The sequence below is a fragment of the Arthrobacter sp. 05L417 genome (genome assembly GCF_056397865.1).
Genome location: NZ_JBFTOG010000045.1, coordinates 1 through 13,035 on the forward strand (window position 1 = coordinate 1; position 13,035 = coordinate 13,035).

Consider the following 13,035-nt stretch of genomic DNA (forward strand, 5'->3'; position numbering starts at 1 on the left):
GCATCCCGGCGGGCCCGCTGCCCACGATGAGCACGTCGACCTCCTCCGGAAGGTCCACGGGCCTGTTGACGCCGACACCGGCGGCCGGCTGGACCCGCGGGTCACCGGACACATAACCATGATGGTGGAACTGCATGGGCTTTCCTCACCTCGTCGTGTGGTTGTTCAATTATAGAACTGTGAATTCTATATTTGAACCATGAATTGGATTCCAACTGTACGGCAGGCGTGACGTGGGCGACAAGCCCTCACGATCTGCCCGAAAGTCAGGGGTTGACGTTCCGAAACTCCCGGGTCATAGTTATCGTATACGATTTCGTACTCGATGAGGAGTAAATCTTGGAACAGGTCACCGACCACATCCTGGCCGCGGCCCGCAAGGTCATCGCGGTGCATATCAACTACCCCAGCCGGGCGGCGCAGCGCGGGCGCACGCCGGAGCAGCCTTCGTACTTCCTGAAGCCGTCGTCCTCGCTTGCTCTTGGCGGCTCTATGGTGGAGCGTCCTGCTGGTTGTGAACTCCTCGGGTACGAGGGCGAGATCGCGCTCATCATCGGCAAGCCTGCCCGCCGCGTCAGCCTTGAGGACGCCTGGAGCCACGTCGAGTGGGTCACGGCGAGCAACGACCTCGGCGTCTATGACCTGCGCTACGCGGACAAGGGCTCCAACCTCCGGTCCAAGGGCGGCGACGGCTTCACCCCGGTGGGCCCCGCGCTCATCCCGGCTGCCGACGTCGACCCCTCCGGATTGCGCATCCGCACCTGGCACAACGGCGAACTCGTCCAGGACGACACCACCGAAGACCTGTTGTTCCCCTTCGCGCGCCTTGTTGCCGACCTCTCCCAGCTCCTCACCCTCGAAACCGGCGACATCATCCTGACCGGCACCCCGGCCGGCGCTTCCGTCGCCCAACCCGGCGACGTCGTCGAGGTCGAGGTCACCGCCGGCGGGCTCAGTAGCGGTCGCTTGGCCACCACGGTGACGGAGGGTACGACGGCGTTCGCGGACTTCGGCGCTCGGCCCAAGTCCGATGACACGCAGCGGGAGGAAGCGTACGGATCCCGTGAAGCGGCCGGGCTTCCCGCCGTCGTGCATGTCCTGACCCCCGAGCTGAAGAAGAAGCTCGAAAGCGTGGCGACCGCGACGTTGTCCAGCCAGTTGCGCAAGCGCGGGCTGAACAACGTGAGCATCGACGGCCTGCAGGCCACCCGCCCGGACCGCCGCGTCGTCGGGCTCGCCCGGACGCTGCGCTATGTCCCCAACCGTGAGGACCTCTTCAAGACCCACGGCGGAGGGTTCAACGCCCAAAAACGGGCGATCGACTCCGTGAACGAAGGCGAGATCCTGGTCATGGAGGCCCGGGGAGAAAAGGGCACAGGGACCGTGGGTGACATCCTAGCGCTGCGTGCCCAGATGCGCGGTGCCGCGGCGATCATCACCGACGGCGGCGTGCGCGACTATTCCGCGGTGGCAGGACTGGACATGCCCACCTACTTCGCCAACCCGCACCCCGCCGTGCTGGGCCGGCGCCACATCCCGTGGGACACGGACATCACCATCGCCTGCGGCGGGGCCACGGTCCAGCCCGGGGACATCATCGTGGCCGACTCTGACGGGATCCTGGTGATCCCGCCGGCCATCGCCGGGGAACTGGTGGATGAGTGCATCGAGCAGGAGAAGGAAGAGGCCTTCATCTTCGAGATGGTCAAGCAGGGCAACAGCGTGGACGGTTTGTACCCGATGAACGCCCAGTGGCGTGCCCGTTACCAGGAGTGGGAAGGAGCCCAAGGTGACTGAAACCGCCGTCGGGAGCAAGTCCGAGCAGGCCTATGCCGCCGTGAAGGCGCGCATCGTGGAGGGCACCTACACGCCGGGATACCGGCTGGTGCTGGCCAAGATCGCCGAGGACCTCGGCGTGAGCGTGGTTCCGGTCCGGGAGGCGATCCGCCGCCTGGAGGCCGAGGGGCTCGTGAAGTTCGAGCGCAACGTCGGCGCCACGGTCTCCGGGATCGACCCCACGGAGTACCTGTACACGATGCAGACCCTGAGCATCATCGAGGGAGCGGCGACGGCATTGTCGGCACCCTTGATCGACTCCGTGGCCATCGCCCGGGCCCGTGCGGTCAATGCCGAGATGCGCGACTGCCTGGAGCATTTCGATCCGGTCCGCTTCACGGCGTTGAACCAGGATTTCCATAGCGTGCTCTTTGAACACTGCCCCAATCCGCACATCCTTGACCTCGTGCACCGGGGTTGGAACCGGCTGGCCTCGATCAGGGCATCGACGTTCCGCTTCGTCCCCGGCCGCGCGCAGGAATCCGTCAAAGAACACGAGGCGCTGCTTCAGCTCATCGAAAGCAACGCCGACGCCGACACCATCGAACAAGCCGCCCGCCGCCACCGCAGCGCGACCCTGGACGCGTACCTCGCACAGACCAACGCGGGGTCACTTAGCGCCCATTAGAGGGCCCAACATGGGCCGTAAGTGACCCCGCGTTGCACTAGTAAAGGAAGAAACAATGACGTTCACTGCACCAGAAACCACCACCCATTACGTCCCGAAGGACCTTCCCACCCACATCCAGCACTTCATCAATGGAGAGTTCGTTGACTCGGTCGGCGGGAAGACCTTCGACGTCCTGGACCCGGTATCCAACACCAACTACGCCACCGCCGCGGCCGGGCAGAAGGAAGACATCGACCTCGCCGTCGCCGCGGCCCGCGAAGCCTTCGTGAACGGTCCGTGGCCGAAGATGAAGCCGCGCGAACGCGCCCGCGTCCTGAACAGGATCGCCGACGCCGTCGAAGCCCAGGAAGAACGCCTCGCCGAACTCGAAACCTTTGACACCGGCCTGCCGATCACCCAGGCCAAGGGCCAGGCCCTGCGTGCGGCGGAGAACTTCCGCTTCTTCGCGGACCTGATCGTGGCCCAGTTCGACGACGCCATGAAGGTCCCGGGCTCACAGATCAACTACGTCAACCGCAAGCCGATCGGCGTCGCGGGCCTGATCACGCCGTGGAACACCCCGTTCATGCTTGAGTCCTGGAAGCTCGCCCCGGCACTGGCCACCGGCAACACCGTGGTCCTCAAGCCGGCCGAGTTCACCCCGCTCTCGGCCTCGCTTTGGGCGCAGATCTTCAAGGACGCCGGACTGCCCGACGGCGTGTTCAACCTCGTCAACGGCCTCGGCGAAGAAGCCGGCGACGCGTTGGTCAAGCACCCGGATGTACCGCTGATCTCCTTCACCGGGGAGACGACTACGGGCCAGACGATCTTCCGCAACGCCGCGGCCAACCTCAAGGGCCTGTCCATGGAGCTGGGCGGCAAGTCCCCGTGCGTCGTGTTCGCCGACGCCGACCTCGACGCCGCGATCGATTCGGCACTGTTCGGGGTCTTCTCCCTCAACGGGGAACGCTGCACCGCCGGCTCCCGGATCCTCGTCGAACGCGCCATCTATGACGAGTTCTGCGAAAAGTACGCAGCCCGCGCGAAGAACATCGTCGTCGGCGACCCGCACGACCCCAAGACCCAAGTCGGCGCCCTCGTCCACCCCGAGCACTACGCCAAGGTGGCCTCGTACGTGGAGATCGGCAAGTCCGAAGGCCGGCTCCTGGCCGGCGGGGGACGCCCGGAAAACTTGCCTGCAGGGCTCAACAACAGCAACTACATCGCCCCCACGGTGTTCGCCGACGTCGCGTCCGACGCTCGGATCTTCCAAGAAGAGATCTTCGGTCCGGTCGTCGCGATCACCCCGTTCGAGAACGACGACGAAGCGCTCGCCCTCGCGAACAACACCAAATACGGCCTGGCGGCCTACATCTGGACCCAGAACCTGACCCGCGCCCACAACTTCGCGCAAAACGTCGAGGCCGGCATGGTGTGGCTCAACAGCCACAACGTCCGGGACCTGCGCACCCCGTTCGGTGGTGTGAAGGCCTCGGGCCTGGGCCACGAAGGCGGCTACCGCTCGATCGATTTCTACACCGACCAACAGGCCGTGCACATCACCCTCGGCACCGTACACACCCCCAAATTCGGCGCCTAAGAGCGCTTCCACCCCTTTCAAAGAAGAGAGAACCCCATGACCAACTTCGTCCCCACCCCCACCGTCCCGGCGCCGGATATCGTCCGCTGCGCCTACCTCGAACTCGTGGTCACGGACCTCGCCAAGTCCCGCGAGTTCTACGTGGACCTCCTCGGCCTGCACGTCACCGAGGAAGACGAGGACACCATCTACCTGCGCTCCTTCGAGGAGTTCATCCACCACAACCTGGTCCTGCGCAAGGGACCGGTCGCCGCCGCCGCAGCCTTCGCGTACCGGGTGAAGTCGCCGGCCGAGGTGGACGCCGCCGAGGCCTACTACCGGGAGCTCGGCTGCCGGGTTGAGCGCCGCAAGGACGGCTTCACCAAGGGCGTCGGAGACTCGGTCCGCGTCGAGGACCCGCTGGGCTTCCCGTACGAGTTCTTCTACGAGGTGGAGCACGTCGAACGCCTCACCCAGCGCTACGACGTGTACTCCGCCGGTGAACTGGTGCGCCTGGACCACTTCAACCAAGTCACCCCCGACGTTCCCCGCGGCCGGGCCTACCTGGAGGACCTGGGCTTCCGGGTGTCCGAGGACATCAAGGATTCCGACGGCGTCACGTACGCCGCGTGGATGCACCGCAAACAGACCGTGCACGACACCGCCCTGACCGGCGGCAACGGCCCCCGCCTGCACCACATCGCGTTCTCCACCCACGAGAAGCACAACATCATCCAGATCTGCGACAAGATGGGCGCCCTGCGCATCAGCGACCGGATCGAACGCGGCCCCGGCCGGCACGGCGTGTCCAACGCGTTCTACCTGTACATCCTGGACCCGGACGGGCACCGCATCGAGATCTACACCCAGGACTACTACACCGGTGACCCGGACAACCCCACCGTCACCTGGGACGTCCACGACAACCAGCGCCGCGACTGGTGGGGCAACCCCGTCGTCCCCTCCTGGTACACCGAGGCCTCCCTCGTCCTGGACCTGGACGGCAACCCCCAGCCGGTCATCATCCGCGAGGAAAAGAGCGAAATGGCGGTCACCGTGGGTGCCGACGGCTTCTCGTACACGCGCCAGCCCGAGGACGGCCCCGCAGGGGAAAAGAAGGGCTTCAAGGTCGGCTCGCAGCTCTAGGCCCGCAGCCCTCAACGTATGCTGACCGCAGGATGGCCGAACGGAGTGTGGAGATGCTTGACCCGAAGACGATAGAAACCATTGCCGACGAACTAGTAGAAGCAGGCCGGAGCCGGACCCCGGTTCCGCGCCTGACCGCCCGCTACCCGGAGATGACGGTGGAGGATTCCTACGCCGTGCAGCAGTTGTGGCGTAGCCGCAACGAGGAAGCGGGCCGGAAGCTGGTGGGCCGCAAGATCGGCCTCACGTCCAAGGCCATGCAGGACGCCACCGGCATCACCGAACCGGACTATGGCGCGATTTTCGACGACATGGTCCTGGAAACCGGCTGCTCCGTGGCGTGGGACCAGTACACGCACCCGCGCGTTGAGGTGGAGCTCGCCTTCGTGCTCAAGGACGGCCTCAAAGGTCCGGGCTGCACCATCTTCGACGTCCTGAACGCCACCGACTACGTGGTTCCGGCCCTCGAGATCCTGGATTCCAGGATCGAGATGGAGGGCCGGACCATCGTGGACACCATCTCGGACAACGCCGCCATGGGTGCCATGGTGGTGGGCGGGCGCCCGGTCCGGCCGGACGCCGTGGACCTGCGCTGGGTATCGGCGATCCTGTACAAGAACCAGACCGTCGAGGAAACCGGCGTCGCCGCCGGCGTCCTGGACCACCCCGCCAACGGGGTGCACTGGCTCGCCAACAAGATCGCCCTGCACGGCGACGGGCTGAAGGCCGGGGAGATCATCCTCGCCGGCTCCTTCACCCGACCGCTGTGGGTGTACAAGGGCGACACCGTCCACGCCGACTATGGACCCTTGGGAGTTGTCACATGCCGGTTCGAGTAGAACCAGACCGCACGTTCCGCCAAGCCCTGGCCGCCGCGGACCGGCCCCTCGCCGGGATGTGGGTATGTTCCGGCAGCCCGCTCATCGCCGAACTGTGCGCCGGGGCCGGGCTGGACTGGCTCCTGATCGACGCCGAACACAGCCCCAACGGCCTCGAATCGATCCTCGCCCAGCTGCAGGCAGTCCGCGGCTACCCCGTCCGGGCCGTGGTCCGCCCTCCGGTCAACGACACCGTGCTCCTCAAGCAATACCTGGACCTGGGTGCGCAGGACCTGCTGATCCCCATGGTCAACTCCGCCGCGGAGGCCAAGGCCGCCGTAGCCGCGGTGCGCTACCCACCGCACGGAGTCCGGGGCGTCGGCTCGGCCCTGGCCCGCGCTTCGCGTTGGAACCGGATCCCGGATTACCTCGCCCGGGCCGCCGAGACCGTCAGCGTCACGGTCCAGATTGAAACCGAGGCCGCTGTCGCCGCCGTGGAGGAGATCCTCGCGGTCGACGGCGTCGATGCCATCTTCCTCGGGCCCTCCGACCTCGCGGCGTCCATGGGCCTCCTCGGCGAGCAGGAACACTCCAAGGTGCGTGCCGCCGTCGAGCACTGCCTCACCGCCGCGAAAACCGCAGGCAAACCGGCCGGTGTCAACGCCTTCAACGAAGCCACGGCCCGGGCCTATATGGACGCCGGGGCCTCGTTCCTGCTGGTCGGTGCCGACGTCGCGCTCCTCGCGCGCGGCACCGAAGCCCTCGCGGACAAGTTCATCCCGGCAACCCCCGACGGCGGAGCGCCCCTCGACGGGTCAGGCGGAGCGCCGCCGAGCTACTGAACATTTCTCACGCGACTCGCGGGTCCGATGCTGCGCCGCAGGTCTCATTAACTCCCGAGCCGCGCGCGATGATGCGGGTAAGTAGTCGCCACTCTTCCGGAGGTTCTTGCTCGGAGCTACATTGGATATCCCGAGGCCGCTCGGGGGCGGTCGAGGAGGGGGTCGACCGCAATTTCAATGGAGCATGCCGTGGTCCCGCAACCAGATCTCAATCCTCAACAAACTGCAGCCACTACCGAACCGCCAGCTACAAGGCGTTCAGGCCCGGTGGAGTACGATCTTCGGGCGGTTTACGTCCCGCAGTCCGGGCTGTTTCTGGATGATGAGGGGCGCGAATTCTTCGTAACTGCCGTGGAATTCTGGGAGCACGCGACGGTGGTCAGTCTGTGCTGGAAACGCAGGCCCATGGCAGGGCAGGGAAGTCCGCCCCTGGTTGCCACTGACGAGCACGACCGTGTCCTGGGCGTGAAGCGCATCTGGAACGTCGGTGCGCGGTCGATCCAACATTTTGAACCGATTTCAACGTCAGCCCGCGCATTGACGGTGCTCATCGCCAGGAAAACAGGAACACAGGAACTGTTTAGCTGCAGGACGCCTCCGGCAAAGAAAGAGGCAACGAAGTGAGCTAGGCGGAGCGCGCGATGCCCCGTGTTGACCTGCGGATATGGTCGGGTGTGAGGCCGGTCAGCGAGGCAAGTTCAAGGTCATCGCAGGCTTGGGTGCGGAGCGCCGTGACAATCAACGCCTCCCGCTGATTAACGATCTGGTCGCGGTGCCTTTCGGCTGCCTTGAGTTGCTCGCTTTTCGCCCTCAAGGCATCCACGTGTGCGCCTCGCGGAAGCCCACTCGGGTGGAGGTCGTCATAAGCCAAAGCAATGGTTCGGACAGCCCGAATGTTCTCCCCGGTCACCGCGGAAATTGTGGCCAGGGTGAGCCCGTCTTCAAGGGCCTGGGAGATCATCTCGTTGCGGGCAGCGGTCAATGTGCGGATGGCACTCGTCGCATGGGTCAGGAGTTGCCTGTGCGCCGCGAGGGCGTGCGTGAGCTTGCTGCGCTCCCCTTTGGCCACGGTTTGGGGCCGCGCTGGCGCCTTGGCCCGGTAGGTGTACCTGCCTGTGGTTGACGGACCCCGAAGGGACCCGGATTGGGCTGGCATTGGATCCCTTTCGGACTCTTCGCGAACTTCTGATCTATGAAATCTAGGCGGCGTTCGCAGAGCTGCGGAAATACCAATACCGAGTGAACCCATAAGGAAAGTGCATAGAAGATTCCCATATAGGGATGAAATTTCCCTAATTGACCACGGAGCCCCCATATGGAACAGGCGGTCATAAGGGTCTCTTATTGATCCACGCACAATAGGTCTTATCCACGGCGCCCGGCAGTGCCTAGTCTCGAAATTGGGGATTCGACACCCGAATCCTGAGTTTCACGATTCTGGAGAAGACAATGTCCGAGTACCTGCCGGCGTCGAGGGTCACACGCATCAAGTCCTCAGCGAGCGTTGCGGCCGCCGCCCGCGTCCGTGAACTACGAGCCGAAGGCATCCCGATCATCGACCTGACCGTCGGCGAGCCGGACTTCGACACACCTGACCACATCAAGGTGGCAGCTATCGAAGCGATCAACGCAGGCGAGACCAAATACACCTCCGTGACTGGAACGCCCGAGCTGCAGACCGCTATCCTCCGCCGGATCGAAGGCCACACCGGCGTGCACTACGAAGCGAACCAACTGACCATCGGCGGCGGTGCCAAGCAAGTCCTATACGTGGCGCTCATGGCATCGCTCAACGAGGGCGACGAAGTCATCGTCCCGGCACCGTACTGGGTGTCCTACCCGGACATGGTCCTCGCCAACGACGGTACGCCCGTGATCGTCGCTTGCGGAGAAGACACTGGCTTCAAGCTCACGCCGGCCGCTCTCCGCGAAGCCATCACCGCCAAGACCAAGTGGCTCATCCTCAACGCACCGTCCAACCCAACAGGCGCCGTGTACTCACGCGAAGAACTGCAGGCGCTGGGTGCCGTGCTTGAGGAATTCCCTCACGTCTACATCCTCACTGACGAGATCTACGACGAAATCCACTTCGGGGACGGCCGGGTGACCAGCCTCGTCACTGCCGTTCCGTCCCTGCGTGGCCGCATCCTGCTGGTGAACGGCGTCTCCAAAGCCTATGCAATGACCGGTTGGCGGCTTGGCTACGGCGTGGGTCCGGCGCCTTTGATCGCGGCGATGAACAAGCTGCAGTCGCAGACGTCCTCATGCCCGTCGTCGGTCAGCCAGGCAGCCGCGGCAGCTGCGCTGAACGGCGACCAGTCGTTCGTCCGGGACAGCGTGGAGGTGTACCGCAAACGCCGGGATGTCGCCGTCGAGGGCCTCAACGCCATTGACGGACTGTCCGTTGCGCCGGCCGAGGGTGCCTTCTACGCCTACGTGAACTGCAGCGGGGTCATCGGCAAGACCGCTCCCGACGGCACAGTCATCGAGAACGACCAGGATTTCACGCTGTACCTCCTCAACGCGGCCGCGGTCGCTGTCATCCAGGGTTCCGCCTACGGCCTTGGCCCCTACTTCCGGATCTCCTTCGCCACATCGCTGGAGACCATCAACGCCGGCGTGGACTCGATCCGCAAGGCAGTTAGCGCCCTCAACTAAGCCCTACGGGCACTCCAGAAGCCAGCCAAGAGAAAGATTCAGGAAATGATCCACGTAAAGACCAAATTCCAGAGGCCGGACGCCGACGTCGTCAGTCGCCTCGCGGCGTTTTCCTCCGCGACCATCCACGAGGCCCAGGGCCGCAGGGGCGCCCTGAGCTCCAAAATCAAGCCGATCGACCGCTCCATGTCGTTCTGTGGCCCCGCCGTGACAGTGGCCTGCGCCCCGCAGGACAACCTCATGCTTCAGGTCGCCATCCATTACGCCCAGGCCGGCGATGTGGTCTTGGTCGGTGCCCAGGAATTTTCCGACGCCGGCACCTTCGGCGACGTCTTGGGCAATGCGATGAAGGCCAAAGGCATTGCGGCCATGGTGACGGATTCCGGCGTGCGGGACACCCAGGACCTCATCGAACTGGGCCTCCCGGTGTTCTCGGGCAGCGTCTGCATCAAGGGCACGGTCAAGGAAACCCTTGGGCCGATCAACCACCCACTCGTCTTCGGCGATGAAATCATCTACCCGGGAGACATCCTCCGCGGTGACGCTGACGGCGTCGTGGTCGTCCGCCGCGAGGAAGCTGAGGAGGTCATCGCGCTCTCCCAGGCCCGGGACGACGCCGAACGCGAGCTCATCAAGGCCTACCACGCCGGAGGCACCACCATCGAGTTGTGCGGACTGACGGAAAAGCTGAAGGCCAAGGGACTCCTGGTCGAAGACTGATTGTCTCGCCGGGGCCGGTCACCGAATACGGTGGCCGGCCTTTTGCGCGCTCTGAGAGCTTTTGCGCGCGCGTTTCCGGGCACGAATAAGGCGCCTTGCCGGGGGCAAGGCGCCTTCGTGGTGCAGTGGCTTTGAGGGCAGAGTCAGTCCAGTCCGAGGCGTCCAGGCCGGGCGTCGACCAGGTACCACTCGATGCTGTGTCCGGCGTGGGCGGGCATGAGGCTTCCTTCGAAGACGAAGAGAGGTTCGCCCAGGCCGCCCAAAGGACGCCAGAAACCATTCCTTGGGCAGTGGAATCCGGTCCGTGCACTGATCGTTCCGACGGTTGGATTCGAAACCCACCGGGTCTGGCTGATCTTTTTCACCGCTGTTCCTTTGATTGGGATCACGGAATCCGCGAGCCGCTTTCGAATTACTTGGTAATTCGATAATAGGAAATAAAAACGCCCGTGAATAAGACCAAAGATGTCTGTCCGGATAAGGCAATGTTATGGATGGATCAAGCCTCGGATGGATCGGCCGCGTACTTGCTGATCAACTGTTGCTGCAGCATCTCCTTGACCAGGATGAGCACGGCAGAGGCGGCCTCTGACAGTGGCTCGTGGTCAGGGGTGCACAGGGCAATCTTGCTCTGCAGGGCCGGTTCGACGATCCGCAGGACCTTGAAGTTCTCCTCAGGGAAGAGCGCATCGGCTGCGGATTTGGGAAGGACGGTGGCCCCGAGGTCTGCGCGAATGAGCCTGACAAGCGAGGGAACCGATTCCACTTCCCCAACGAGCCGCAGGGGCAACCCTTGCTCGGCCAGGCCCTTCTCGATGATCTGGCGCAGGGTGTGGTTCTTTTCGGGGAGGAATAGTCCCAGGCCGCTGGCCTCTTCGAGGGTGACCGTTGTCCGCCCCTGGGCCACATCGACGTCTTCGTGGGTCACCAAGTGCAGGTCTTCCACAATCATGGTGGTGAACTGCACTCCGCGGATCTTTCCCGGCTCGTAGATCAGGGCCATGTCGAGGCGGCCGTTCTTGATTGCCTCGCTCAGCACGCCGCCGAAGATCTCCGTCAGGTGCACCACAATGTCCGGGTATCGCCGGCCAACCTCGCGGATGATCTGCGGCGTCAGGCTGGAGGCCATGCTGTACGGTGCGATGGCGATGGACACCCTGCCCGACGGCGCGGCCCCGGATGTTGCTACGTCCTGCCGTGCTTGTTCCACGAGCCGCAGGATGGTCTGGGCGTGGCGATAGAGGGTGTGTCCCGCGGCAGTCGGCTCGACTCCTTGCTTGCTGCGGATCAGCAAGCGTTGCTTAAGATCACTTTCCAGCGCGGACACCTGCTGGCTAAGTGCGGGTTGGGCGACGTGGAGCGCTGCGGCGGCCTTCGTGATGCTCCCCGAATCGACGATCTTTACAAAATATGAGAGCTTCCGCGTGTCCATGGGTCTGCCTTCCTCCAAGCCCTCATTGGGGCCTGGATGCCATAAGGAAATTCTATGTAGGGACACACAATCCGTCTTTGTGTGACCTGTCTCTCAGCGACTAATTTGAGATCCACATCCCCATGGTGGCGTTTCCCAACCATTACCGGCAGTTCGTTGACTCCCCATCAACCAATTGTCCTGTTACCCAAATATAGACGCACTTGGCACGCTGCCTCGCAAATCGATCGTCACGTAAAGAGCACCCCATGAGACTTTCGGGCACAATGCCCTCCTGTCGCTGCTGCAGGGCCACCGCGCCCGCTGCCGTTCGGCGTCGTCGACCTTCAACAAGGACGACGACGGCGATCGGCCGCGTGCGGTCCTGCCGGCAGTACGTGTGCCGTAGGTCATAACCGGGAGCTATCCCGTGATAGCGAATAGGTCTTTGTGCCCGAAGTTCGTGGGTGCGAGACTTCTATCACCAAAGAATTACCGGCAGCGCCTCTGATTGAAGAAGTTTAGCTAAACACTTTCAATCGAAAAGGCAACTGAGTTCACCGGATATTCCAGCCATTCGAATGGAATTACCGGACCCCAATGCAGAACCACGGAAAGAGAACCACGTGAACCCGACAATTGATCTTGTAGCGGATCTTGGAGAGGGATTCGGTGCCTACACCATAGGCAGCGACACCGATCTTCTGGAGATCGTCTCAAGCGCCAATATCGCTTGCGGGTTCCACGCGGGCGATCCCGACATCATGGACGCCACCGTTGCTGAATGCGTTCGCCGCGGTGTGGGTATTGGAGCCCATCCGAGCTTCCCTGACTTGCGTGGTTTCGGCCGCAGGGACATGGGCCTGACTGCCAACGAGGTGCGCGCGGATGTCCTGTACCAGCTGGGGGCCCTTAACGGCTTCGCCGCCTTCCACGGAACCAAAGTGACCCACGTTGCGCCGCATGGCCGGCTCGGAAATCTCGTAGCTGTCCGTCCGGACTACGCTGCGGCCGTAGCTGAAGCGGCCGCCCGCGTGGACAACGAACTCATCGTGGTCGCCCAGGAGGGCGAGTTGGCCAAGGCGGCACGTTCCGCCGGCCTGGACGTGGCCATTGTGGGCATCGTCGATCGCGCCTACCAGGAAGACGGCACGCTGGTTCCGCGCAGCAAGCCCGGCGCCGTACTGCACGATTCCTCGGCCATTGTCGAGCGAACCGTCCGTATGGTGTGCGAAGGCAAGATCCGTTGCGCCAATGGCACTGACATCGACATCTCCGCGGACACCGTCCTTCTTCACGGAGACAACCCCGGAGCCGTCGAACTTGCCCGCCTCATTCGTTCGGAGCTCATCTCGGCCGGCGTCCGTATCGCCCCGTTGACCGAAGTCATGGACGCCAAGAGGAAGGCGGCCTGA

General features: G+C 63.8%; 13 protein-coding genes. 10 read left to right on the top strand and 3 right to left on the bottom strand.

Going from position 1 to position 13,035, the window contains the following annotated elements:
* Window positions 1-339: 339 nt before the first annotated feature.
* The 7 genes from AC1DJW_RS23175 to AC1DJW_RS23205 all read left to right on the top strand — a co-directional run bounded on the left by AC1DJW_RS23175 (window position 340) and on the right by AC1DJW_RS23205 (window position 7,455).
* Window positions 340-1,797 carry a fumarylacetoacetate hydrolase family protein gene (locus AC1DJW_RS23175; protein ID WP_476902625.1) on the top strand — a complete coding sequence of 486 codons (1,458 nt, stop codon included), beginning with the start codon at window positions 340-342 and terminating at the stop codon, window positions 1,795-1,797.
* Window positions 1,790-2,464: a GntR family transcriptional regulator gene (locus AC1DJW_RS23180; RefSeq protein WP_284754785.1), complete on the top strand. Its 675-nt coding sequence runs from the start codon at window positions 1,790-1,792 to the stop codon at window positions 2,462-2,464. Before AC1DJW_RS23175 ends, AC1DJW_RS23180 begins: the two co-directional genes overlap by 8 nt.
* Window positions 2,465-2,519: 55 nt before the next feature.
* Window positions 2,520-4,046: a 5-carboxymethyl-2-hydroxymuconate semialdehyde dehydrogenase gene (gene hpaE, locus AC1DJW_RS23185; RefSeq protein WP_284754786.1), complete on the top strand. Its 1,527-nt coding sequence runs from the start codon at window positions 2,520-2,522 to the stop codon at window positions 4,044-4,046.
* 36 nt (window positions 4,047-4,082) lie between these two features.
* A complete protein-coding gene (gene hpaD, locus AC1DJW_RS23190) occupies window positions 4,083-5,171 on the top strand; it encodes a 3,4-dihydroxyphenylacetate 2,3-dioxygenase (RefSeq protein WP_476902626.1) in 1,089 nt (362 codons plus the stop codon).
* A gap of 53 nt (window positions 5,172-5,224) precedes the next feature.
* Window positions 5,225-6,010 carry a 2-oxo-hept-4-ene-1,7-dioate hydratase gene (hpaH, locus tag AC1DJW_RS23195; RefSeq protein ID WP_476902627.1) on the top strand — a complete coding sequence of 262 codons (786 nt, stop codon included), beginning with the start codon at window positions 5,225-5,227 and terminating at the stop codon, window positions 6,008-6,010.
* On the top strand, window positions 5,995-6,831 hold the full coding sequence (locus AC1DJW_RS23200) for an HpcH/HpaI aldolase family protein (RefSeq protein ID WP_459342233.1): 837 nt from the start codon (window positions 5,995-5,997) through the stop codon (window positions 6,829-6,831). The genes hpaH and AC1DJW_RS23200 overlap by 16 nt, the downstream gene beginning before the upstream one ends.
* Window positions 6,832-7,008: 177 nt before the next feature.
* Complete coding sequence (locus tag AC1DJW_RS23205; RefSeq protein WP_476902628.1) at window positions 7,009-7,455, top strand: hypothetical protein; 447 nt, start codon at window positions 7,009-7,011, stop codon at window positions 7,453-7,455.
* 1 nt (window position 7,456) lies between these two features.
* Here the strand turns inward: AC1DJW_RS23205 and AC1DJW_RS23210 are convergent, their stop codons facing one another.
* A complete protein-coding gene (locus AC1DJW_RS23210) occupies window positions 7,457-7,987 on the bottom strand; it encodes a hypothetical protein (protein ID WP_476902629.1) in 531 nt (176 codons plus the stop codon).
* Window positions 7,988-8,280: 293 nt separating this feature from the next.
* On the opposite strand from AC1DJW_RS23210, the gene AC1DJW_RS23215 reads away from it, so the two are divergent.
* Window positions 8,281-9,489, top strand: a complete 1,209-nt coding sequence (locus tag AC1DJW_RS23215; protein ID WP_284754792.1) for an aspartate transaminase — start codon at window positions 8,281-8,283, stop codon at window positions 9,487-9,489.
* Between the two features lie 45 nt (window positions 9,490-9,534).
* On the top strand, window positions 9,535-10,209 hold the full coding sequence (locus AC1DJW_RS23220; protein WP_059388748.1) for a 4-carboxy-4-hydroxy-2-oxoadipate aldolase/oxaloacetate decarboxylase: 675 nt from the start codon (window positions 9,535-9,537) through the stop codon (window positions 10,207-10,209).
* Between the two features lie 143 nt (window positions 10,210-10,352).
* On the opposite strand, the gene AC1DJW_RS23225 is transcribed toward AC1DJW_RS23220, so the two are convergent.
* On the bottom strand, window positions 10,353-10,574 hold the full coding sequence (locus AC1DJW_RS23225) for a hypothetical protein (RefSeq protein ID WP_284754794.1): 222 nt from the start codon (window positions 10,572-10,574) through the stop codon (window positions 10,353-10,355).
* Between the two features lie 134 nt (window positions 10,575-10,708).
* A complete protein-coding gene (locus AC1DJW_RS23230) occupies window positions 10,709-11,641 on the bottom strand; it encodes a LysR substrate-binding domain-containing protein (protein WP_476902630.1) in 933 nt (310 codons plus the stop codon).
* A 605-nt stretch (window positions 11,642-12,246) separates the two neighbouring features.
* Between AC1DJW_RS23230 and AC1DJW_RS23235 the strand changes: the two genes are divergently transcribed.
* Window positions 12,247-13,035, top strand: a complete 789-nt coding sequence (locus tag AC1DJW_RS23235) for a LamB/YcsF family protein (RefSeq protein WP_476902631.1) — start codon at window positions 12,247-12,249, stop codon at window positions 13,033-13,035.